The sequence below is a fragment of the Geobacter sp. 60473 genome (assembly GCF_036323535.1).
Classification (GTDB): Bacteria; Desulfobacterota; Desulfuromonadia; order Geobacterales; family Geobacteraceae; genus Geobacter; species Geobacter sulfurreducens.
On record NZ_AP028967.1, the window covers coordinates 1623112 to 1646266 of the forward strand.

Below are 23155 nucleotides of genomic sequence, written 5' to 3' on the forward strand. Positions count from 1 at the left end.
CGGGGTCCGACTGACATGAGACAGATCAATGCTCTGATAACCAATACGCGAGGGGCCTCGCCGGTGTCGATCATCCTCGGGGTGGTCATCCTCGCGGGCCTCTTCCTCTTCCCCAAAGCAGTGGAGAGCCCCTACGCCCTTCACATCATGATCCTCTTCTTCCTCAGCACCATCATGGGGGAGAGCTGGAACATCGTCGGCGGCTACACGGGACAGTACTCGGTGGGCCATGCCGCCTATTTCGGGGCCGGCGCCTACACCACCATGGTTCTGATGCAGTTCAAGCAGATTCCCCCCTGGTACGGGATGATTGCCGGTATCGCAGTGGCGCTGGTGGTTTCCCTCATCATCGGCAGCATCTGCTTCCGGCTCCGGGGACCCTATTTCGTTCTCGCGTCCATTGCCGTGGCCGAAATTATGCGCCTCTGCGCCATGAATCTGAAGGACCTGACCAACGGTGCCGAAGGTATCCTGGCCACGGACATCCCCCCTTTCACCCTGGGTGGGACGGTAATCACCGACTTTCTTTCCAAGGTCCCCTTCTACTACATCGGCCTGGTGATCGCCATCCTGACCATCGCAGTCACCTATCTGGTGCAGCACTCCAAGCTCGGCTACTACTTTCAGGCCATCCGCGAGGACCAGGACGCGGCCCATTCTCTCGGGATCAACCTCTCCATCTACAAGAACATCGCCCTGGCCATCTCGGCGGTCTTCACGTCGCTGGCCGGCAGCTTTTACGCCATCTACATCGGCTTTATCGATCCCCCAACGGTGCTCGCCCTGGACATCTCGGTTCAGATCGTTCTTATCTGCATCATCGGCGGCATCGGCACCATCTGGGGGCCGGTGGTGGGGTCACTGGTGCTGGTACCTCTATCCGAAGCCCTGCGCAGCAACCTGATCGCCCAAGGAATATTCAAGATCGGCCTGGCCAGCGAGGAGTCCGGAGTCGGGATCTTCCTCAAGGACCACCTGGCCCACGCCCACGCCCTGATCTACGGTATCCTGGTCGTAGTGGTCATCCTCTTCATGCCCGACGGCGTCCTGGGCTACGTCAAGAAACTCACCAAGAAAAAGGCGATGTGAGGTCAATCCCATGGCGATACTGGAAATAAAGCACGTCAGTAAATTCTTCGGCGGTCTCGCCGCCAACTCGGACGTCTCCTTCTCCATGGAGGAGGGGATGATCATGGGGCTCATCGGCCCCAACGGCGCCGGCAAGACCACCCTGTTCAACTGCATTACCGGCTACTACCCCCCGTCGCGGGGGGATGTGATCTTCGACGGCAGGAAACTCAACGGCATGGAGCCCGACAAGGTCTGCAAACTCGGCATGGTCCGCACCTGGCAGAAGGTCCGTCCCCTGGCCAAGCTCTCGGTGCTCGACAACGTCATGGTCGGCGCCCTCTGCCGGACCGGCTCCCTCAAGGTTGCCCGCGAGATTGCCCACGAGCAGCTCAAGGTGGTGGGACTGGATAACAAGTCCAACTTCCTCGCCGGCGGGCTCCCCATCGGCGAGCGGAAAAAGCTGGAAGTAGCGCGTGTTCTTGCCACCCAGCCCAAAATGCTGCTCCTCGACGAGGTCATGGGAGGACTGAATCCGGCCGAAAGCGAAGAGATCATCCAGCTGATCCTCGACATCAAAGAGCGCGGCGGGATCACCCAGATGGTCATCGAGCACGACATGAAGGCGATCATGAGGATCTCCGAGCGCATCGTGGTCCTCAACTCAGGGGAGAAACTGGCCGAAGGAACGCCGGAGGAAATCGTCAACAACCAGGCGGTGGTTGAGGCCTACCTGGGCTCCGAGCACTGATTTCACTGTTCCGACAAAGGATATGCCATGCTCAAGATAGAAAAACTCAATTTCAGCTACGGAGACCTCAAGGTCCTCTGGGATATCGACCTGGAGGTCAAGCAGGGTGAAATCGTCACCGTTGTCGGCTCTAACGGCGCCGGCAAGTCCACCACCCTCAAGAACATTTCACGGCTCGTGAAACCCGACTCGGGCACCCTCACCTTCAACGGCACAGATCTCACCAAACTGGAATCCCACGAGGTGGTGGCTCAGGGAATCGTCCAGGTGCCCGAAGGGCGGAAGATCTTCCCGGAAATGACCGTTCTCGAAAACCTGCGCATGGGCTCCTATCTCAAGAGTACCCGCGGCGACCGGGAGGCCAACGTGGACCGGGTTTTCGGCCTCTTCCCCCGGCTCAAGGAGCGGGCAAAGCAGTTGGGCGGTACCATGAGCGGCGGCGAGCAGCAGATGCTCGCCATCGCCCGGGGACTGATGACGAATCCGAAGCTTCTGCTCCTGGACGAGCCGTCCCTCGGTCTCGCTCCGCTCCTGGTCAAGTTCATCTTTGAGATCATTACCGAGATCAACAAGCAGGGGGTCACCATCCTTCTCGTGGAGCAGAACGTCTTCCAATCGCTCAGAATCGCCCACAGGGCCTATGTTCTTGAGACCGGAAGGGTTGTCCTCTCCGGCACCGGCGAGGCCCTCCTGAACGACGAACACGTGAAGAAAGCATTCCTGGGAATGTAGAGGCAACCATAGGAGGATACTGACATGACTAAAGTAGGAACCTGGATGACGAAAAACCCCGTCACCATCGAAAAGGATGCCACGGTCATCGAGGCAATCCATCTGATGAAGGAAAAGAGCATCCGCCGGGTGCCGGTAATGGACAAGGAAACGATCGTGGGAATCCTCACCGAGAAGATGGTGGCGGATTTCAGGCCGTCCAAGGCCACGTCGCTGGACACCTGGGAGGTCCACTATATTCTATCCAAAACCTCGGTCACCGAGGCCATGAATCCGAATCCTTACAAGGTAACCCCCGACACCGACCTGACCGAGGCGGCCCAACTCCTTCACGATCGCAAGCTCAACGGCGTCCTGGTGGTGGACGACAACGACCGGCTGGTCGGAATTCTCACCGTCACCAACGCTCTTGAGGCCCTGATTGAGATCTGCAAGGACCCGGATGCCTGTAAGAAATAAGCCGGCACCCTGGGCTCGCGGCCCGGGCTACCCAGCCAACTCACAAGCTGCCTGAAAAAAAGGGGACACGTCAGTGACGGTCCCCTTTTTCCTTTTCTTCTGCAACGTTCCGGACGGTTCAGGCGTTGAGAAACTCCCGGCCGAAGGGCGACATTTCCCGTAACCGCCGGATGATGGGCGGCAACTCGCGGATTATGGTGTCGATCTCTTCGTCGGTGGTGAAACGCGACAACGAAAACCGGATAGAGCCGTGGGCGCAGGTAAACGGAACCCCCATGGCCCGCAGCACGTGGGACGGCTCAAGGGAGCCGGAGGTGCAGGCACTCCCCGACGATGCACAAATGCCCTTCTCGGACATCAGCATGAGGATCGCTTCCCCTTCCACAAACTCGAAGGCAATGGAAAGGGTATTGGGGAGGCGCTCGGCTTCGCCCCCGTTGATCCTGGCCCGGGGGATCAGTTCGAGCAGCGCGGCCTCGAGCCGGTCGCGCAGGGCCTTGACCCGCGTATTTTCGTCTTCCATCCAGTGGCCTGCCAGTTCGCATGCCTTGCCGAGTGCGATGATGCCTGCGGTATTTTCGGTACCGGCCCGGCGACTGTGCTCCTGGTGCCCGCCGACCATGAACGGCCTGAACGGTACCCCTTTGCGCAGGTAAAGAACCCCCGTACCCTTGGGGGCATGGAGCTTGTGTCCCGAAATGGAAAGCATGTCAATGGACGACCTGGCCATGTTGATGGGTATTTTCCCCACGGCCTGAACCGCGTCGGTATGGAACAGCGCACCCTTTCCTTTCTCCTTGACGATCCGGCTGATCTCCTCAACCGGGAAGATCACGCCTGTTTCATTGTTGGCCCACATGACCGATACAATGGCGGTATCCTCATCAATCACACTCCGCAGTTCATTCAGGTCGAGCCGGCCTTCCCCGTCAACACCCAGTTCGGTGACCCGGTACCCCCGCTTTGACAGGTTGCGGCAGAGGGTAAGGACCGCCGGATGCTCAACCCGGGTGGTAATAATGTGGCGGCGTTCCGGGAAAACCTCAAGGGCCGAGCGGATGGCCGCATTGTCGCTCTCGGTACCACAGGCGGTGAAGATGACCTCTTCGGGCAGGGCGCCCAGAAGCGCTGCGACCCGGTTCCGGGCCTCGTCCACCTTCCTCTGGACCTGGCCGCCGAAATAGTGCATGGAACTGGGATTGCCGTAGAGATCACAGAAATAGGGACGCATCTCCTCGAAAACAGCCTCGTCCACCTTGGTGGTGGCGTTGTTGTCCAGGTAGATTTCCTTCATCCCTCCACCTCCGTGACAGTGATATCCTCGGCCACAAGTTCGCGCAGCTTCATCTCGACGAACTTGGCGGTATTGCCCGAAGCGGCGCACCCGGCACACGCCTTGCGAAATGCAATCTGGACTTCGCTGCCGGTAATATCTATCAGCTCAAGATCTCCGCCGTCCGCCCAGAGCTGGGGGCGAACCTCCTTCTCCAGGGTCTCCTGGATAAGCTGCATCTTGCGAAGATTGGTCAGCTTCTCGGGCCGCTTGTGCTCTTCCGCCGGTTTGGCACCCAGAACCTCGTTGATGATCTCCTTGATTTTCGGGATACATCCGCCGCATGCTCCGCCGGCCTTGGTGAAATGGGTCACCTGCTCGGCGGTGGTCAGCTTGTTCGTCTCGATCACCTTGCGCAGGAAGACATCGGTCAGACCGAAGCACTTGCAGACAATCTCACCCCCGGCCTCCTCGTGACCGTGGTCATGGTGAGTCGGCACCGGACCGCCGCGATACTTGGCGATTGCCACCTCAAGGGCCTCCTGCCCCATGACCGAACAGTGCATCTTCTCCTCGGGGAGCCCTCCCAGAAACTCGGCGATCTCCTGATTGGTGGTTGCCAGGGCCTCGTCGAGGGTCTTTCCTTTAATGATCTCGGTCAGGGCCGACGACGATGCAATGGCGCTGGCGCAACCAAAGGTCTGGAATTTGGCATCGACGATCTTCTCCTTGGCCTCGTCAAGTTTGATATAGAGCTTGAGCGCATCACCGCAGGCAAGGCTTCCCACCTCGCCCACCGCATCCGCATCGGGTATCTCTCCAACGTTTCTGGGGTTCAGGAAGTGCTCCCGAACCTTCTCAGTGTAATCCCACATGGATTCCTCCTCGGATTGTAGTCATCGCTTCATAATACTATAGCAAAATTGTCAGGTATTCAATACTCCGTTTTCGCCCGGGAAAGAAAAAGGCGCCCCGCCGCCTGGGGCGGATGGGCGCCGTTGCACCGTCCGTTTGCCTGTTCGTCTGCTGATTAGCCGAGGATGAACTGCTTCCCGGCAGCCATGACAGCCGCGAGCTTCTCCTCGCTGGACGCCTCGCCGTACAGGCGGACCACCGGCTCGGTCCCTGATTTGCGGAACAGCAGCCAGCTGCCGTCCTCCAGAATAAACTTGCTGCCGTCCACAGTAACCTTTTCCACAACCCTCAGACCGGCGAAGGAATCGGGCGCCTGTCGCTGCTTCTCGGCATAGCCCTCTTCCACGGCGGGAGAAAGGGTGATGTTCTCCCGTTTTGTCACGAACGTGCCGACTTCCCCATAGAGTCTTGCCAGCAGAGCCTTCACGGACAGCCCTTCCCTGGCAACCATTTCTGCCACCAGGAAACAGGCGAGAATGCCATCCTTCTCTGGCACGTGCCCCTTGATGGAAAGGCCGGCGCTCTCCTCTCCGCCGATAATGATCCGGTCCTGGCTGATCAGCTCGCCAATATACTTGAAGCCCACCGGCGTCTCGATGACTTCGATGCCGTGCTTCCTAGCCACCGCGTCAACAAGGTGGGACGTTGCCACGCTGCGGGCCACTGCGCCGGTCATCTTCCTCACTCGGACCAAATAGTCGAACAGCAGAGCGATGATGTAATTCGGCTCAATGAAGGTACCGTCGCCGTCAACGATACCGAAGCGGTCGGCGTCGCCGTCGGTGGCGATCCCCAGTCCTACGGCCGGATCATCCTTCACGAGCCGGATGAAATCCTGGATGTACTTCTCTGACGGTTCGGGCGGGAAACCCCCGAAATAGGGGTCGCGATGCATGTTGATCGCCTTCACGCTCACCCCTCGCGCCATCAGAGGCTCCTCGAGATACCCCCGACCGGTCCCGTAGAGGGCGTTCACGGCAACGGAACCGAGACGACCAATGGCGTCGAAGTCGACCTTTGCCTCCAGGGCCTTCAGATACTCTTCCCGGGGGTCGATCTCTTCCAGCAGCCCCACCTTCACCGCCTCGTCAAGGGCCATCTCCCGGTAGCAGACTTCACCAAGCATCTCGTTGGCCCGGCGCTCGATGTCGCCGGTCGTCTCGGGCAGCGCCGGGCCGCCCCAGGACGGAGAAAACTTGATACCATTGTATTCGGGCGGGTTATGGCTTGCGGTAAAGTTGACTGCTCCAGCAGCCCCGCGGCGCAGAATCTCGAAGGAAATGACCGGAGTAGGCGTGTCGCGCCGGCAGAAATAAGCCTTGACGCCGGCACCGGCCAGCACGCGGACCGTTTCCTTGGCGAAACGCTCTCCCATGAATCGGGTGTCATAGGCGACGATGATCCCCTTGTCCTGTTCGCCTATTGTTTTCACATGGTCGGCAATGGCCTGACTCACCACTTTCACGTTCTCGAAGGTAAAATCTTCGCAGAGAATACCACGCCAACCGGAAGTACCGAAGGTAATGCGATGCATGAAGTCCCTCCCCTGGGAGCATGGCCGCCACTAAGCCGTGGAGACCTTGATTTGCAGGCCTCCAAAGGGTAATACATACCCCGTGGCGAGTCAACCCCGCGACCGGGGTGGCCGCATTGATTTGCATATGCGACCCTGGGGGGACCGGGTCGCCAGGGGGGTGTCCGAAAGGCTTCGCGATCCCTGTGGCGGCGGGATTTTTCCGTTGACTTTATTCTTTTGAAATTGCTAGATTTGATACTACACAGGTTTACGGAAAAAACTCTTGTTAGGAGGATTCAGGATGCAGTGTCAAACGGTACTTCCCGGTACCGAGTGTACCTTCTGGGGAAAACAAGGTTGCATCTTCACCGGCGGTTCCTGCCAAAACGTGGTTGAGAACTGCGAAGGATGCGAGCGGATCGTCGAGGGGACCATCGGCAAGGTCTGCAGCGCCTACCCGGCTCCGGGCAAAAAATGGGTCGGCGGTATCTGCAACTTCGCCACCCACGTGAAGGTCGAGATAAAGAGCGATGACGTCAGGGTCAACCCGCTCAAGGCCTCCAAGAAGGCCTCCGGCGGCAAGAAGAAGTAAGCCGGCCGGCCGCAACGACACCGAAGGGGGGAGGAAGCGATTCCTCCCCTTTTCATTTCCCCGGAGGACTCCATGCCCTTCGAGTATCTCTCCTGTCCCCGTTGCGGGGAAAAAGTCCGTGCGTACCGCAATCCCGTCCCCACGGTCGACATTATCATCGAAACGCCGGACGGTATTGTCCTCATTGAACGAAAAAACGAACCGTTGGGATGGGCGATACCGGGGGGATTCGTGGATTACGGCGAGTCCCTCGAGGACGCGGCCGTCCGCGAGGCATGGGAAGAAACATCTCTCCGCGTGTCAGGGCTCAGGCTCCTGGGGTGTTATTCCGACCCCCGGCGCGACGCCCGTCAGCACACCATATCAGCCGTTTTCATCGCCACCGCACAGGGTACGCCACGGGCGGGCGACGACGCGGCCGGGCTCGCAGTTTTTCCATTAAACAAACTCCCCGCCACGCTCTGCTTCGATCATCGAAAGATCCTCGACGACTACCTGCTTGTCACGGGACTGACTTCAGGCTGACAGGCGCCACCAGGTTGGTCCTGCCCCGAAGAAAATCTGCCACATCCTCCGAAGGCATGGGTGTACTGAACAGAAACCCCTGAACCTCATCGCACTTGTTTTCGGACAGAAACGTCAACTGCCCCTCGGTTTCCACTCCCTCGGCGATAACCTTGAGGTTGAGGCTGTTCCCCATGGCAATAATCGCCGTGGCAATGGCGGCGTCGGCTGAATTGATCTCCACGTCGCGCACGAACGACTTGTCGATCTTCAGGGTATTGATGGAGAAGCGCTTCAAGTGGGCCAGAGACGAGTAGCCGGTGCCGAAGTCGTCAATGGAAATGTGGATGCCCAGGTCTCTGATTTCCGCCAGGACCGCCACGGCAAAATCCGGGTTCTGCATGATGACGCTCTCGGTTATCTCCAGTTCCAGAAGCCCGGGGTCAAGGCCGGTATCAGCCAGCACGGCGCGAATAACGTCCAACAGGTTGGGCTGCTGGAACTGGTAGCCGGACAGGTTGACCGCCACCCTCATGGGCGGCAGCCCCATCTCGAGCCACTTCCGGTTCTGGAGACAGGCGGCGCGCAGCACCCATTCGCCGATGGGAACAATGAGCCCCGTCTCCTCGGCCAGGGGGATGAATTCCGACGGAGCCACAAGGCCGAGCGTCGGATGCTGCCAGCGCAACAGGGCCTCCATGGCGGTTATCTGCTTGGTTGTGATATCAACTTTGGGCTGGTAGTAAACCCGGAACTCTTCGTTATCCAGTGCCTTGCGCAGGCTGGTTTCAAGGAGCAGCCGCTTGTCCGCGTTGGCGTCCATCTTGGGGACGTAGAACTTGAAGGTGTTTCTCCCCTCTCCCTTTGCATGGTACATGGCGATGTCGGCCTTCTTGACCAGGTTGTCCGGATTTTCATCGTCGTCGGGATAGAGGGCGATACCGATACTCGTGGTAATGTAGAGCTCGAAGCTGTCCACCATAAACGGGACGGACAGGGATTTGAGTATCTTCTGGGCTACCCGCTTCACGTTCTCGACGGAATCGATGTTCACGAGCACGACGGTGAACTCGTCGCCACCGATGCGCGCCACGGTATCCACCTCCCGCACGCAGTCCACAAGACGTTTCGCCACCTCCTGAAGGAGTTTGTCGCCCACCGGATGGCCGAGGGTGTCGTTGATGATCTTGAAACGGTCCAGATCGAGAAACATGAGCGCCACATGATGCCGGTATCGATTGGCATGGGCCTTTGCCTGCTGAAGGCGGTCCAGGAAGAGGATGCGGTTGGGAAGCCCGGTCAGTGTGTCATGATGGGCGAGGCGATAGAGCTGTTCCTCCACCTGCTTGCGCTCGGTGATGTCCCGGCAGATGCCCCACACAGCGGTGGAGCCTTCACCATCGATGCCACAGGTCAGGCTCCCCTCAACAATGATGGATCGTCCTCCCTTGGCAACCAGCGTTGCTTCAAGCGGACTGAGCACATCGCCTGCGAGAATCCGCTCCAGTTCCGCGTTGCATCGCTCCCTGCTGTCGGGATGAATGATACCGAAGAAGGAAAGCTCCTTCGCCTCCTCTGCCGTATAGCCGAGAACCTGCTGCCACGACTCGTTCACGTATCGAAGCCGGCCCTCGGGAGAAAAACTCAGGATCAGATCGTTGGCCGTATCGAGGAAGCCCAAGAGCCGCTCTTCGCTTTGTCTCGTCGCTTCCGACTCGCGCTCGATCACCGATACAAAGTAGGAACCTATGACGGCTGCCGCCGCGTTGAGCAGCGAAACCCAGAGCCAGACCAGAAGAATGTAGTGAGGATCCCGGTGGAGCCCCGGTTCGACAAAGGGCATGGGGACGTTTGTAATGACGCCGAAATGCTCCAGGGCAAGCAATGCCCCGTAGAGAATACCGCCGAACGCCCCCACTAACCACACTTCACGCTTCCCTTCAATCAGGAATGCGGCTTCTATGGTAACAATGAGATAAACCGGCCAGAACCAGCTGGAGGCACCGCCGCTAAGGTGAACGAGAACCGTCACCAGAAGCAGGTCAAGGACAATCTGAAAGACGTTAATGAATCTAAAACAACAGATAATTCGCTGGCAAAAGAGGTGAAGCAGAAGATTGTAGGCAACCACCGTTGACGCGGTAACTACGAGAAACATCACCTGTGAGGGTGACAAAAAGAGACCGATACGACTGACATAATACGTACTTCCCGCAACAAGGCAGTAGATGCCCACAAGCGCCAGAAGCAGCCAACGACACTTGACCACGAGAAAGGTGCGAGCCTTGAACTCTTCCAAGCGCCCGGATTCAGGAGACTTGAGCCCTTCGCGCAAATGCTTGAGTCGCCGGGCCACAGAGTCGAGCCAACGTGAACCAGTCAATGAAGTCTGAGTCATGAATATTTATTCAGCAATTCATATGCCAATCATCCTCAAGAAAACAGCCGAATTTCCGGAGCCGACGCAATAGCGCCAAGCTCGGCTGCATGGCGAAAGAAGAGGCGCAGTCCATCCAAGTGGGCAGGCGTCAGATCGTAGGATATAGTTCGCCAGTAGTCGACCAGCTGTTCTTCACCGATCCAGTTGCGCTCCGGCGCCTCTGCCGCAATGGCGGGGTAGGACTCGTAGGAAATCAGTTTTGCCTTGAGCAGGTCGGCGCCCAGCCGGACCACCTTATCCCGCTGCGACTCCGCAGCCTCACGACGAACCAGCCAGAGGGCAAATACGAACGGAAGTCCCGTGAACCGGTACCATAGCTCACCCAGGTCATAGACGTGGGGAGCGGTGCCGGCGAGAGCCCCGCGAAGGGCCTTATCGCCGATGAGCAACAGGCCGGGATGGGCTTCCAGCGCTTCCTTCAGAGGGAGGTCGGTCCGCTGGAACCGATTGGTGAACCTGTGGAAGAGCCCCAGGATAATCTTTAAAAGGTTGACCGACGTATCGGACTCCGTGGTCATGGCAATGGTGGCGCCATCCAGTTGCTCGATGGGTACACGGGAAAAGAGCATGACGCTCTTGACCGGTCCCACCGCGCTGATGGAAAGATCGGGCAGGATTACGTAGCGGTCGGGATGGGTCGCGTATTCGATGGATGACGAGGGGCAGACGTCGATCTCGCCATGGGCAAGCAGTCGGTTGAGCTGGGCAGGCACCCCCGTCACGATCCGGTAATCCGGGGAGTGGCCGAGGTCTCGCAGAGCGGTGAAAATGGGCGTACAGTTGGCATAGACAATATGGCCGAGCGTCAGTGGCATTGCATACTCCGGTTATGGTCAAAAACAAAGGCGAGATGGGTATCTCGCCTTTGTCAGCGGGCTGAAACTCCGCTGTTGGTTATTCTTCGTCTTCGTCGGCCTGGCTTACGTACTCTGCGTAATCTTCCGCCGACAGAAGCGACTTGAGTTCTTCAGGGTCATCGAGTGAGACCACCGCAATCCAGCCCCCGTCATAGGGGTCGTCGTTGATGACCTCCGGGGCCGCGTCCAGTTCCTCGTTTATCTCCAGCACCGTCCCGCTGATGGGGGCGTAAAGCTCCGACGCGGTCTTGCGTGCCTCAAGGGAGCCGAAGGAATCCTCCTGCTCCAGTTCATCCCCTACTGTGGGCAGATCTATGGCACTGATGGTGCCCAGGGCATCCTGGGCATAATCAGTCAACCCGATGACCGCCCGATCCCCCTCTTCCCTTACCCAGACATGTTCCTTGCTGTACTTGAGCTCTTCAGGAAAATCCATGCCCTACTCCAGCACGATTCGCTCGAGGAAGCCGGTGTCGACGTTCCCCTCCATAAAGTCTTTGTTGTCCATGATCCTCTTGTGAAAGGAGATTGTGGTCTTGATGCCCTCAATGATGTACTCGTCAAGGGCGCGGGCCATGCGGCGGATGGCATCTTCCCTGGTCTCTGCGTGGACGATCAGCTTCGCTATGAGCGAGTCGTAGTGGGGGACCACGGAATACTGATCATAGACGAAAGAGTCGATCCGTACACCCAGACCTCCGGGGGTATGGTAACCGACAATCTTGCCCGGCGACGGGGTGAATTTCACCGGGTCTTCAGCATTGATCCGGCACTCAATAGCGTGACCGTGCAGCTTAATGTCGCTCTGCTTGTAACGGAGCTTGAGACCGGCTGCAGAACGGATCTGCTCCCGGACGATGTCGATGCCGGTGACCATTTCGGTCACCGGATGCTCCACCTGCACCCGGGTATTCATCTCCATGAAATAGAAGTTGAGGTCCTTGTCCACCAGGAACTCAACGGTGCCGACACTGTCGTACCCCACCGCCTTGGACGCGCGTACAGCCGCATCACCCATGGCCTTGCGGAGTGCAGGAGTCATGACCGGGCACGGCGACTCCTCGATGATCTTCTGGTGGCGACGCTGGATGGAACAGTCCCGCTCACCCAGGTGAATCACGTTACCGTGCTTGTCGGCCATGATCTGGATCTCAACGTGGCGCGGCTTTTCGCAATACTTCTCAATGTAGACCTCAGGGTTGCCGAAACCGGCCTGAGCCTCGGCACGAGCCGTGGCAAAGGCGTTGGGGAGAGCCGCCGGGGAGTGCACGATCTTCATCCCCCGGCCACCGCCTCCGGCAGTCGCCTTGATAATGACGGGGAAGCCGATCTTCTTGGCGATCTTCACCGCCTCATTGACGTCGTTAACCCCCTCCTTGGTGCCGGGCAGGATCGGCACATTCTCCTTGATTACCGCCTGCCGTGCGCTGATCTTGTCGCCCATGATGCGCATGCTTTGCGAGGAGGGACCAATGAAGGTTATGCCGCAGTTTTCACAGATTTCGGCAAAAGCGGCATTTTCCGACAGAAAACCGTAGCCGGGGTGGATTGCCTCGGCATCGGTCAACTCGGCAGCCGAAATGATGGCGTTGATATTAAGATAGCTCTGCAGGCTCGGCGCAGGACCGATGCAGACACTCTCATCCGCGAGCTTCACATGGAGCGAATCCCTGTCCGCTGTCGAGTAGACGGCAACGGTCTTGATTCCCAGCTCTTTGCAGGCCCGGATGACCCTCAGGGCGATTTCGCCGCGATTTGCAATCAGAACTTTATGAAACATGTATGATTTCTCCAATGACTGCCGGGACGACTACATCGGCTCCACGATGAAGAGGGGCTCCCCGAACTCCACCGGCTGGGCGTTCTCCTTGCAGATCTGGACGATCTTGCAGCGGAACTCGGCCTCGATTTCGTTCATGAGCTTCATGGCCTCAACAATGCAGAGGACCTGCCCCTTTTCAACCACCTGGCCGACTTCCACATAAGGGGCCGCATCAGGGGCGGGAGCACGATAGAACGTACCGACGATGGGAGAGGTTACCTCCTTGCCGCCCGCCACAGCGGGAGCGGGAGCAGCAGAAACTGCAGCCGAAGCGGGAGCAGCGGCAACCGGAGCGGCGACGGGCTGGGGAACGGCCATCATGGGCGCGGGGGCCTGATACTGGACCACCTGGGGAGCGCAGCCGCGCTTGATGCGGATCTTTTCCTCGGCACCCTCCAGCTCGAACTCGGTGATATCGGTTTCGGTAACCATTTTTATGAGTGACTTCAAATCCTTGATATCCATGTATCGTATCTCCTTTGACGGGTATCGCCGCCGGGACATGCCGACGGCGTTACAAAATCATGAGTTCCTTGGGAACCATGGTAATGGGACGGCAACCGTCCTCAGTAACGATGACCGTGTCTTCAATCCGCACGCCACCCCAGCCGGGAATATAGATACCCGGCTCGATAGTGAAAACCATGCCGACAGCCGCCATCCCCTCGCCCCGGGGGGATACGACCGGCTTCTCGTGCACGTCAAGACCGACGCCATGGCCGAGACCATGGCCGAAAAAGGCGCCGTAGCCCTGTTCTTCAATATAGCCGCGGGCGATCCGATCGATTTCCCGCAGTTCGGCCCCTGGCCTGACCGCAGCAATCGCCCGATCGTGAGCTTCCTTGACAATGCCGTAAATCCGGCGCTGGCGCTCATCGGGGACCCCCACGGCAACGGTCACGGTTTCGTCCGAACAGTAGCCTTCGTACCTGGCGCCGAAATCGATGGTGACCAACTCTCCCGCAGCCAGTGCCTTGTCGCCGGCACGCCCGTGGGGGAGAGATCCCCGCTCGCCGGAGGCCACAATGAAATCAAAGGATGAATTCTCCGCACCGGCGCGGCGCATGGCGAATTCGAGCTCAAGGGCCAGTTCGCGCTCCACGGCGCCCGGCTTTACCAGTGGCAGGATTGACAGCAGGGCCTCGGAGGCCAGCCGGGCGACACGGGACAAAAGCTCACATTCCGAGGGGTCCTTGATCAGCCGGAGCTGGGCCAGCTCCTCACCGATGGGCACCAGTTCAGTCTCGGGGAGTTTCTGCCGCAGAGACTCATACACGGCAAACGTCGTGTGTTCGGACTCAAACCCAATCCGGCGGAATCCCTGTTCCCGCACCAGCTCGGTGATTCCGTCGAGCTTGATGCGATATTCGACTGTCGGGAGCCCGACAACCTGGCGGGACGCCTGGGTGGTGTAACGTGAATCGGTGAGAAACCAGCTCGCGTCTCTCCCGAGCACCACTGCGCCATCGCTTCCGGTGAAGCCGGAAAGGTAACGAACGTTACTCATGTTAAAAAACACGATGGCGTCCACATCGTGTTTTTCGGCATGACTCCGGGCTTTATTGAGCCTGTTTTGTAACATGTTTCAACCCTTGGTGACAATCCCTTTTTCAATGTGGGTAAAAAGGGCGCGTAACCCGAGCAGGTAGCTTTCAGCGCCGAACCCTGTGATCTGTCCCACGGCGACGGGTGCTACAAAACTATGAGCCCGGAACTCCTCCCGGCGATGGATATTCGAGAGATGCACCTCCACCACCGGCAACGCCACTGCTGCGAGGGCGTCGCGAATAGCGACGCTGGTGTGGGTGTATGCGGCCGGATTGATGAGAATGCCGTCACAGGTTCCCGCCGCAGCCTGGATGGCGTCGACCAGCGCCCCTTCGCTGTTGGACTGGAACGAGGAAATCGTGCAGCCCAACTCATCGGCCAAGGCTACCAGAGACTCATTGATCCGATCAAGTGTTAACGTGCCGTAGATGCCGGGTTCGCGGGTCCCCAGCATATTAAGGTTCGGGCCGTGCACCACGAGAATGCGCATGCATGTGCTCCTTTTCCGGAAAGGCCGGCTTATGACAGCAGTTCGCGCAACTTCGGGGCGGCAAGACGCAACAGGTAGCGTCCTTTGCCGTAGTTGCCGTCTCGCTCGAGGGTCAGAACGAGGAACACATCGTCATTTATGACCCGGACAATGACCCGTGACCGCTCGGTCGCGACGCAAACCTCCTCCATGTCGCCGGTCCCGAGCACATCGACCGTCCTTTTGACCTCCTTGAGCACGGTGGCGTACTCAACGGCCAGGAGATGGAGGTCCATAGGGGAATCTTCCCTGAGATACTCGTCGATGTGGATGCCGTCATAGCCCATGATGGCCGCACCCAGCCCCCCCTCGACCCCCTCGACGATCTGCTTCAGTGCAGCACTGAACGGCATTGGCGTATCCTCCGAATGGAATCGAGCCACCCTTCGAGCACAGAAATCACATGGGCCGCAGAAGCATCCTTCTCCTCTGCAGCGTTGAGCGACGACCCGGCCGACACGGCGACCTCCAGAGGAATATCGACCTCGTGTGCCGTCTCGACGGCAAAACCGGAAACCGCCTCTTCCTTGAAAGCCCCCCTATCCGCGGCCGAGTCTCCATGGATCTGTGCGGCGTCGGCCGTCGTATCGATAGAGGAAACGCCTTCTGTCATGACAGATTCGCGGGCGCGGGCCTCGTCCTCATCGATGCGCCTCTTGAGGTCCACCATCCGGTTGCGGATATCTTCATTAAGGGGGTCGGCATCAAGCAGGTCCCGGTAGATGGCGAGCGCCTTCTTGGGGAACCCTTGGGCTATGTAGAGATCCGCGACGGTTCCGGTACTCAGGACATCGCGCGGGCTCGGGACGCCGGCGTTCGTGACGGGCTCTTCATCGGGAAGAACATCCGCAAACGACTCTTCTGCAAGCGGAGGGGGCGGCGCATGTGCCGTAAAAGCTGCCTGCTCTTCCTCGTCGACAACTTCGTCTACCAGTTCTTCAATAATCTCGATCTCTTCCAGGAGTGACTCATCTTCCAAATCGATGGCCGCATCGGCGCCCGTTTCGCTACAAAGATCGTCGGCACGGTCGGCATTTTCACGGGGCTGCCGGCACATGGCGTCAAGCATGAGCTTACATTCCAGATCGCCGGGGCTGAGCGAAAGGATAATCTCCAGGCACCGGCGGGCGAGATCGCTTTCCCCGGCATCAACATAGATCTGGCTGAGGAGTTTTTGGGCCAGAAGATTATCCGGCGTTACCCGTACGACCTTCTCCAGAGCCGTCCTGCTCTCCTTCCGCTCCCCCTTTTCGAAACAGGCGCGGCCGAGAGCCATGTACCCCCCGACATACTCCGGATGCTGCCCGATCCCCGTCCGGGCCGTCATGATGGCGTCGTCCAGTAGCCCTACCTTGCGATACAGCTCAGAAAGAGGCGCAAAGCAGTACGACCCTGGATCCTTGGCCAGGATATCCTCATAGCGCTTGATGTCGGTCCAGAACGATTCGGTTCCGTGTTCCATGGTCATTCCCCCACGCCGCAGATGCCGAATACTTCAGACAGGTTTTCGATCCTGACGATCTCATGACCGCCGATTCCCCGGTTGAGTACGAAGTCCAGACCGCGATCCCGAGCCTTTTTGTCGCGCAGAAGTACATCCCGGTAACTGTCTGCGTCAAACGACGGGAGTTCGGTCGGCAGCCCCAAGGCCTCCACAAGTGCGCGAATCCGACGGGTATCTCCGGCCGAGGAGTACCCCCGGGCCTCTGCCAGGACAGCGGCCCGGACCATGCCGATGGCGACCGCCTCCCCGTGGAGTACGGCCGTGTAGCCCGTCAGCGCCTCCACGGCGTGGCCGAACGTGTGCCCGTAGTTGAGGACCGCCCGAAGGCCGGTCTCACGTTCATCCTGCTCCACGACCCAGGCCTTCAGAGCACAGCAACGTGTAATGGCGCGGACCAACGTCTGCCGGTCTCGCCCGAGAAGAGCGCTCACATTCTGTTCGAGAAAGGCGAAGAACTCTCCGTCAAGCACCACGCCATATTTGATGACTTCGGCAAGGCCGCCGAGATACTCACGCTGGGGGAGAGTTGCAAGGGTGTCCACGTCGATGAGAACCGCTCTGGGCTGATGGAACGCGCCGATCAGATTCTTGCCCAGCGGATGGTTGATGCCGGTCTTGCCGCCCACACTGCTGTCCACCTGAGCGAGGAGCGTGGTGGGAACCTGCACGAAGGGAACACCGCGCAGATACGTGGCAGCGGCATAGCCGGCCAGGTCTCCAACCACCCCCCCACCAAGGGCGACCAAAAGGGAATCCCGCGTCAATCCGCCTTTGATGAGTTCGTCATAGACATTTGTGAGAGTGACTGAAGTCTTATGCTCTTCTCCATCGGGGATATCAATGCGAAGCACGGTGAAACCGGCGGAGGTCAACGAATCAACAACGCCGTCAGCATAGAGGGGGCCAACGGTGGTATTGGTCACGACAGCCACGCGCCTGCCGGCCACAGCGTCACGACACACGGCGCCGATCGTGCCGATGATCGCCGAACCGACGCGAATGTCGTAGCTCCGTTCACCGAGTTCTACTCTCAGTGTCTCGATGGTCATTGATGCTCCCGGACAAAGGTGGCGATTTCAGTGACCACATCTTCCACGCTTTTGCCGGCAGTGTCAATCCTCAAGTCCGCATCGGCGTAAGCGTTTTCACGAGCTGCCATGAGCGCGGCCAGAGCCTCCGGAGTGTTGTTACTCTTCAACAGCGGGCGCTCCTGATCGCCATTCAGCCGACAAAGGATCACCTCAAGCGAGGCCGTAAGGTTCACCACCAGGCCCGCCTCGCGGAGCAACACCCTGTTACGGGGCGCAATGACCGCCCCACCGCCGGTGGCCACCACCCGGCCGGAAACGCCACCAAGGGAACGAATCGCTTCCGTTTCCAGCTCACGGAATCGTTGTTCCCCATAACGCTCGAATATCTCGTTGATGGAGATGCCGGCCCGCTCCACGATCAACGCGTCCAGGTCGCTGAAGCGGTAGCCGAGGCGCCTTGCCAGGAGCTTTCCCACCGTGCTCTTGCCGGTTCCCATGAAACCGGTCAGGACCACGTTGCGCCCGTCAGAAGGCACGGACATACTCCAGGTACCCCTCATAGTTGCGCCGTACTTCCCCGAGCGAATCACCGCCGAACTTCTCCAGCATGGCATTGGCCAACTCAAGGGCCACCACAGCCTCTGCAACCACCGCCGCTGCGGGAACGGCACAGACATCGGAGCGCTCAACCGTAGCCTCAAAGGGCTCTTTGGTCTGCATATCAACTGAGCGAAGCGGCCGATAAAGGGTTGGAATCGGCTTCATGGCAGCGCGGATGACGATATCCTCACCGTTGGTGATACCGCCTTCAATGCCGCCGGCATTATTGCTCATGCGGAAGAAACCTGAAAGTTCGCCTCGGCCTATTCTCGTGGAGTCATAGTAGATTTCGTCATGGACCTGGGAGCCGGGGCGGCGGGCGGCATCGAAACCGAGCCCGATCTCCACCCCTTTGATGGCCTGAATGCTCATGACCGCCATGGCCAGGCGGGCGTCAAGTTTGCGATCCCACTGCACGTGGCTGCCGAGTCCCACGGGCAGGCCGGAGGCGATTATCTCAACCACCCCGCCCACCGTGTCGCCGGCCTCACGTGCGCCATCGATAAAGGCCTTCATCCGCTCTTCGGCCTCGGCATCATAGGTAAAGAGCTCGGACGCGGCGGACAGATCCTTCATGCGCTCCAGCGAAAGCGACCGGCGCTCGGCGCGTATCCCCCCCACCTCTGAAACAAAGCCGTTCACCTCAATGCCGAACGAGGCGAGAAACGCCTTGGCAACAGCGCCAACCGCCACTCTTACTGCAGTTTCGCGGGCGCTGGAACGTTCCAGGATGTTGCGCACGTCCCGGTGATCGTACTTCATGGCCCCCGGCAGATCCGCATGCCCGGGGCGGGAGCGGGTCACGCGGATTTTCTCGTCCCGGTGCCGCGCATTAGGGGACATCTTCTCCTGCCAGTTGATCCAATCACGGTTGATGATGCAGAGCGTCACCGGTGATCCGATCGTCTCCCCCCAGCGCACACCGGAAAGTATCTGGGCCTCATCCCGCTCGATCTTCATCCTTCCGCCGCGGCCGTAGCCGCACTGGCGCCGCGCAAGATCGCAATTAATCGATTCCTCGGAAATTTTAAGCCCTGACGGCAGACCCTCGATGATTGCCGTAAGTTGCGGGCCGTGGGATTCACCGGCTGTCAGGTAGCGTAGCATGGTCTCCTCGTTGTCACGCAAAAGCCAGGATTACCCTGGCTTTTGTTTAAGTAGTATGTATTGCAACCTATTGTATCAGCTCACAATTTTTGGCGTTATGAAAATGAGTAATTCCGTTTTTGTCTTGTTCTTCGTGTTCGACTTGAATAGCCAGCCGAGGACCGGAATATCCATCAGGAATGGCACCCCTCTGTCTTCATCAGTGTCGCTGTCGACATAGATACCGCCGATTACGGTGGTTTCACCGTTCTTGACCAACAGTTCGGTGGTTGCCTCCTTTTTGTTAATCGGAGGCGGAGACCCGGTGCCGGCTGAGTTGTTTGATGCCTTAATCTTCATGGAAACGCTGCCGTCCGCTGTTATATGAGGCGTTACTTCGAGTGTCAATGCCGCCTCCACGAACTCGGTTTTGGTACCTTCGGCTGATGTGGTCTGATACGGTATCGACTGACCTTGCGATATTTTCGCCGCTTTGTTGTTAAGCGTAACAACCTTGGGCGTCGAGACGATCTTAACGAGGCCGGCAACCGCTGCTGCCGACAACCGCAGATCAACCTGCAGGCTCCCCATTTTGGCAAAGCTGATCCCAACAGCACCGCCGGATGACGTTGCCGCAGGGAAGCCGCTGGCCGGCGGCGGCGTTACGATCCCACCGAATCCGGCATCAACGCTTCTGATAATATCAGCGCCTGAATCATTGCTGTGTATGCCCCACTGAACCCCCAGATCACGAGTGAAGGTGGAGGTTGCTTCCACGATGCGCGCCTCGATGAGCACCTGCTTTTCAGGCAGATCGAGGTTCTTGAGCAGGATGCGCATTTCAGCCAGGGCCGGCTCGATATCCTTCACGATTACCCGGTTGGTCCGCGCATCCTGGCTGATGGTCCCCCGCTCGCTCTTGACGGCGTTGAACTGGGACACGATATCCCCCACCGCCGCAAAATTGATGTCGAAGACCTCAGTCTTCAGCTCCATGCCCCGTTCCTTGGCCCGCTTGAGCGCCTGCTCCTCGTCAGCCAGGGTCTGGATCTTGGATTTGGGACGAATCTGTACGATGTTGCCGTCCCGCTGCATCCCCAGCCCCTTGTTCTCCAAAATGACATCAAGGGCCTGGTCCCAGGGAACGTTGACCAGTTTAAGGCTGATGGTGCCGGTAACGTCGTCGCCCACGAGAAAGTTGAGATTGCTTACCTCCGCGATCAGCTGGAATATCTTGCGGATATCGGCATCGGAAAATTCAAGCGTCACGCGGCGCCCGGTATACACCTTCTTCGTTCCACCCGACTGGGCGACACCGGCAAGCGGATCGGACTCCCTGGACGGTTCCTTTTGCCGGACAGCGGCCTGAGCCACTTCCTGAAGTGCAGGAGAGGCAGGAACTTCTGCAACCGGCGGCTCGAAGCCTTCGGGGTTCCTGATGCTCATTTGCAGCAAGTCCCCGTCCCGCCTGACATCGTAGGATGCAGACTGACGAAGCTGTACTTGAATCTTTACGTCACTGCGCCCCTTCGTCTTCACCTGGTAGGGGGTAACCTTCTGAACGACACTGGCAAAAGCGCCCGTATCGAGATGACGCTGAAGCTTCTTGGGAAGGATGCAGTTTCTAAGCGTTACACTGAAGCCGTCGGCGGATCTGACCGGTTTGTCGTTGGCACAGGCGCCGGTGACGGCAACTGTGATGCGTGAGGTCCCGTCGAGCACTTTGAACTCAATGGCCTCAACCGCGGGTGTTGATCCCTTTGCCGGCTCTGCAGACTTTACCGCTTCCGGCTGCCGTGCCTGGGATGCCGAGGCGGACGGCTGCGGAGGAGCGGCAGTACGAGGGACTTCAACAACCTTGTCAGCCGGGGCAACAATGAGGCCGGCTGCACCTTTCGTTACGTTGAGGGGAGAGAGGGTACCTCCCGCAGCATCAAGAACAATCCTGACCTTATCAGGATAGGCACCAATGCGTGCCATCCCTATACCGAGGGCATTCAGGGGTACAGTTTTGGAATTGATGCCGAGCTTGGCGTCCGAGATATCCACCACCAGCCGGTCGGGCTTGGCAAGGCGGAAGAACTTGAAGTCTTTGATCTCCCCGCTCGTTTCGATCACCAGGTAACCATTCTGCGCTTCGATGGCCTTGATGACCGGGGGGCCGGTCTGCGGAGCAACAACCGGAGCGACCGGAGCCTGAGGCTCCACGGCAACGGGAGCCGGAGCTACTGCCGGGGCTGCAGCAACTGCTACCGGGGCACCCGTAGAGCTCTCGCGGGCCTGGCCGGCAACCGGTGCGGCTTCGACGGCAACGGAGGCGGCGGGCGTGACAGGACGCGCCACGGCAAGGACAAGCATTCCTTTATCACTGGCGTCGATGGTCGCATTCGCCTCGGTATCGCGTGTGAAATATACCTCCACTCGGGTCATGGCCGTGGCACCCTCACCGTACCGCACGGTCTCGATACGCCGGATGGTATCGGAATTCACGTCCATCGGCGACGCAATGGCGCCCGGTTCGGTGCGGGCCAGATCGATGACCGCCTTGGGAGGATCTGCCGTTTTGTAGAACGTGTAGGCCAGGGGACGGTCGGCCGACAGTACGACACGGGCACCCTCACCCGTTTCCGCCACCTTGATCTCACGCAGGACGCCCCCCTTGGCCTGCTCGACCATGGCGTCGCCCTTCACGCTGGAGTGAACGTCGGCGCATCCGCAGAACACGGCCAGCAGTGACATCAGGACGAGTTTCCGGGAGAATGTCGTCTGGATTCTCATGGGGGACTCCTTACTGTTTCTTCGCCAGAGAAAGCTTGACCGTCCGCTTTCTCACCTTGCCGAAGTCATCGGTATATCGCTCGTTCACTTCCAGATACGAAGGTGCGATTTTGGTAATCACACCGTTATTGGCGCCGATACTCATGCCCTCTTTCACCACGTAGCCCTTGCCGGCCGGGTCAACAATGAGCGCCTTGCTTTCCTTGAGGCCGACGATAATGCCCGAAATCCTGAACTGTTCCACGTTGTAGCTCTGAATCGGCAACAGGCCGGCGGACGATCCCCGCACGGCACGGGTTTTCTCGGGAGCCTTGGCCTGAAGGAAGGGCTTGAACGGGTCGCGGCGGTTGGTGAAATCGTACTGTGACAGACCCGTAACTGGGGCAATAGCGGCTGAGGTGACTCTGCCCTGGACCGGAGGCTGTGCCTTGGGCGCAGGAGTTGCCTTTTGAGGAGGTGGTGGAGGGGAAGGCGCCTGCTCCTTCTTTCCGCAGCCGGCCGAGACAAAGGTGAGAGCCACCAAAACGGCAAGAATCGGTATGCTATTTCTTCTTGTCATCCTTGGTCTCTTTCTTTTCGATGAAGCGGAAGGTCGTGGCCAGACAGTTGACCTTGACAGTGGTTTTGCCACCCACGGGCTTGATGTCAGTGAACGATACGTTTGTAATATTGACGATCCTCGGCAGGTTGCCGACGGCGGTAAAGAAATTCGCCACACCGTAGAACGACCCCGATACCGAGATATCGACCGGCACTTCGGCATAGAAGTCCTTGGGCACTTCACCCTTGGGCCTGAAGAGGAGAAAATCGAGACCCGCTCCTTTGCCTACGCTGGTAATCCCCGTGAGCAGCGAGGGGATCTCCTTCTGGTTGGGCAACTCGGTTAGGGCGTTCTCCAGATCCTTCTGCAGTTGCTGATACTCCTTTTTCAGCTTGGGCAGGTTGTTGGCGATCCGGGTCTTTTCCTGGACCTCGGTCTGGAGTTTTTCAAGCTTTCCGCGCAGTGCCGTAAGCTCCTTCTGGCGGGGGGCATACAGGCCCCAATACAGGGCTGCCCCTTCAACCACAAGAATCGCCGCAAGGAGAGCTAGCTTCTGTTTATTGGGGAGCTTGAGCAGTTTTTCTATTCTCGCGTCCATGGGGAGTCCTT

The 23155-nt window shown here is 58.8% G+C and carries 24 protein-coding genes; 6 read left to right on the forward strand and 18 right to left on the reverse strand.

Going from position 1 to position 23155, the window contains the following annotated elements; genetic code table 11:
- Nucleotides 1-15 precede the first annotated feature (15 nt).
- From AABA48_RS07420 to AABA48_RS07435, 4 genes are read left to right on the forward strand one after another with little or no spacing between them, the layout of a single operon-like run.
- Entirely contained in the window at nucleotides 16-1089 is a 1074-nt protein-coding gene (locus tag AABA48_RS07420; protein ID WP_010942650.1) for a branched-chain amino acid ABC transporter permease, read from the forward strand.
- A gap of 10 nt (nucleotides 1090-1099) precedes the next feature.
- On the forward strand, nucleotides 1100-1819 hold the full coding sequence (locus tag AABA48_RS07425; RefSeq protein ID WP_010942651.1) for an ABC transporter ATP-binding protein: 720 nt from the start codon (nucleotides 1100-1102) through the stop codon (nucleotides 1817-1819).
- 27 nt (nucleotides 1820-1846) lie between these two features.
- A complete protein-coding gene (locus AABA48_RS07430; protein WP_010942652.1) occupies nucleotides 1847-2551 on the forward strand; it encodes an ABC transporter ATP-binding protein in 705 nt (234 codons plus the stop codon).
- A 24-nt stretch (nucleotides 2552-2575) separates the two neighbouring features.
- A complete protein-coding gene (locus tag AABA48_RS07435; RefSeq protein WP_286352340.1) occupies nucleotides 2576-3010 on the forward strand; it encodes a CBS domain-containing protein in 435 nt (144 codons plus the stop codon).
- A 118-nt stretch (nucleotides 3011-3128) separates the two neighbouring features.
- Here the strand turns inward: AABA48_RS07435 and nifS are convergent, their stop codons facing one another.
- From nifS to AABA48_RS07450, 3 genes are all read right to left on the reverse strand, one after another.
- Nucleotides 3129-4304 (reverse strand): cysteine desulfurase NifS, encoded by a 1176-nt coding sequence (nifS, locus tag AABA48_RS07440; RefSeq protein WP_286352339.1) that lies wholly within the window; start codon nucleotides 4302-4304, stop codon nucleotides 3129-3131.
- Nucleotides 4301-5158 (reverse strand): Fe-S cluster assembly protein NifU, encoded by an 858-nt coding sequence (gene nifU, locus AABA48_RS07445; RefSeq protein WP_286352338.1) that lies wholly within the window; start codon nucleotides 5156-5158, stop codon nucleotides 4301-4303. The genes nifS and nifU overlap by 4 nt, the downstream gene beginning before the upstream one ends.
- A gap of 155 nt (nucleotides 5159-5313) precedes the next feature.
- A complete protein-coding gene (locus AABA48_RS07450) occupies nucleotides 5314-6732 on the reverse strand; it encodes a phosphoglucomutase/phosphomannomutase family protein (protein ID WP_286352337.1) in 1419 nt (472 codons plus the stop codon).
- Between the two features lie 283 nt (nucleotides 6733-7015).
- On the opposite strand from AABA48_RS07450, the gene AABA48_RS07455 reads away from it, so the two are divergent.
- Nucleotides 7016-7306, forward strand: coding sequence for a PxxKW family cysteine-rich protein (locus AABA48_RS07455; RefSeq protein WP_286352336.1), 291 nt, complete (start codon nucleotides 7016-7018; stop codon nucleotides 7304-7306).
- Nucleotides 7307-7378: 72 nt separating this feature from the next.
- The gene (locus AABA48_RS07460) at nucleotides 7379-7831 is read left to right on the forward strand and encodes an NUDIX hydrolase (RefSeq protein ID WP_286352335.1); all 453 of its coding nucleotides are present in this window, start codon (nucleotides 7379-7381) and stop codon (nucleotides 7829-7831) included.
- On the opposite strand, the gene AABA48_RS07465 is transcribed toward AABA48_RS07460, so the two are convergent.
- The 15 genes from AABA48_RS07465 to AABA48_RS07535 all read right to left on the reverse strand — a co-directional run bounded on the left by AABA48_RS07465 (nucleotide 7809) and on the right by AABA48_RS07535 (nucleotide 23144).
- Nucleotides 7809-10193, reverse strand: coding sequence for a putative bifunctional diguanylate cyclase/phosphodiesterase (locus tag AABA48_RS07465; protein WP_286352334.1), 2385 nt, complete (start codon nucleotides 10191-10193; stop codon nucleotides 7809-7811). The genes AABA48_RS07460 and AABA48_RS07465 overlap by 23 nt on opposite strands.
- Nucleotides 10194-10243: 50 nt before the next feature.
- On the reverse strand, nucleotides 10244-11065 hold the full coding sequence (locus AABA48_RS07470) for a menaquinone biosynthesis protein (RefSeq protein WP_286352333.1): 822 nt from the start codon (nucleotides 11063-11065) through the stop codon (nucleotides 10244-10246).
- Nucleotides 11066-11144: 79 nt separating this feature from the next.
- Nucleotides 11145-11543 carry a glycine cleavage system protein GcvH gene (gene gcvH, locus AABA48_RS07475; RefSeq protein WP_286352332.1) on the reverse strand — a complete coding sequence of 133 codons (399 nt, stop codon included), beginning with the start codon at nucleotides 11541-11543 and terminating at the stop codon, nucleotides 11145-11147.
- A 3-nt stretch (nucleotides 11544-11546) separates the two neighbouring features.
- On the reverse strand, nucleotides 11547-12887 hold the full coding sequence (gene accC, locus AABA48_RS07480; protein ID WP_286352331.1) for an acetyl-CoA carboxylase biotin carboxylase subunit: 1341 nt from the start codon (nucleotides 12885-12887) through the stop codon (nucleotides 11547-11549).
- 30 nt (nucleotides 12888-12917) lie between these two features.
- The gene (gene accB / locus AABA48_RS07485; RefSeq protein ID WP_286352330.1) at nucleotides 12918-13394 is read right to left on the reverse strand and encodes an acetyl-CoA carboxylase biotin carboxyl carrier protein; all 477 of its coding nucleotides are present in this window, start codon (nucleotides 13392-13394) and stop codon (nucleotides 12918-12920) included.
- 49 nt (nucleotides 13395-13443) lie between these two features.
- A complete protein-coding gene (locus tag AABA48_RS07490; protein ID WP_286352329.1) occupies nucleotides 13444-14511 on the reverse strand; it encodes a M24 family metallopeptidase in 1068 nt (355 codons plus the stop codon).
- 3 nt (nucleotides 14512-14514) lie between these two features.
- Nucleotides 14515-14967, reverse strand: coding sequence for a type II 3-dehydroquinate dehydratase (aroQ, locus tag AABA48_RS07495; protein WP_286352328.1), 453 nt, complete (start codon nucleotides 14965-14967; stop codon nucleotides 14515-14517).
- A 29-nt stretch (nucleotides 14968-14996) separates the two neighbouring features.
- Nucleotides 14997-15359 carry a roadblock/LC7 domain-containing protein gene (locus AABA48_RS07500; protein WP_338271254.1) on the reverse strand — a complete coding sequence of 121 codons (363 nt, stop codon included), beginning with the start codon at nucleotides 15357-15359 and terminating at the stop codon, nucleotides 14997-14999.
- The gene (locus AABA48_RS07505) at nucleotides 15338-16468 is read right to left on the reverse strand and encodes a tetratricopeptide repeat protein (RefSeq protein WP_286352326.1); all 1131 of its coding nucleotides are present in this window, start codon (nucleotides 16466-16468) and stop codon (nucleotides 15338-15340) included. Before AABA48_RS07505 ends, AABA48_RS07500 begins: the two co-directional genes overlap by 22 nt.
- Before the next feature lie 2 nt (nucleotides 16469-16470).
- Entirely contained in the window at nucleotides 16471-17559 is a 1089-nt protein-coding gene (gene aroB / locus AABA48_RS07510) for a 3-dehydroquinate synthase (protein ID WP_286352325.1), read from the reverse strand.
- A complete protein-coding gene (locus AABA48_RS07515) occupies nucleotides 17556-18101 on the reverse strand; it encodes a shikimate kinase (RefSeq protein ID WP_286352324.1) in 546 nt (181 codons plus the stop codon). The genes aroB and AABA48_RS07515 overlap by 4 nt, the downstream gene beginning before the upstream one ends.
- Nucleotides 18067-19248 carry a chorismate synthase gene (gene aroC / locus AABA48_RS07520; RefSeq protein ID WP_286352323.1) on the reverse strand — a complete coding sequence of 394 codons (1182 nt, stop codon included), beginning with the start codon at nucleotides 19246-19248 and terminating at the stop codon, nucleotides 18067-18069. The genes AABA48_RS07515 and aroC overlap by 35 nt, the downstream gene beginning before the upstream one ends.
- A 75-nt stretch (nucleotides 19249-19323) precedes the next feature.
- Complete coding sequence (gene pilQ / locus AABA48_RS07525; protein ID WP_286352322.1) at nucleotides 19324-22005, reverse strand: type IV pilus secretin PilQ; 2682 nt, start codon at nucleotides 22003-22005, stop codon at nucleotides 19324-19326.
- A gap of 10 nt (nucleotides 22006-22015) precedes the next feature.
- Nucleotides 22016-22564: a pilus assembly protein PilP gene (locus AABA48_RS07530; RefSeq protein WP_286352321.1), complete on the reverse strand. Its 549-nt coding sequence runs from the start codon at nucleotides 22562-22564 to the stop codon at nucleotides 22016-22018.
- Complete coding sequence (locus AABA48_RS07535; protein ID WP_010942673.1) at nucleotides 22548-23144, reverse strand: type 4a pilus biogenesis protein PilO; 597 nt, start codon at nucleotides 23142-23144, stop codon at nucleotides 22548-22550. Before AABA48_RS07535 ends, AABA48_RS07530 begins: the two co-directional genes overlap by 17 nt.
- Nucleotides 23145-23155: the final 11 nt, after the last annotated feature.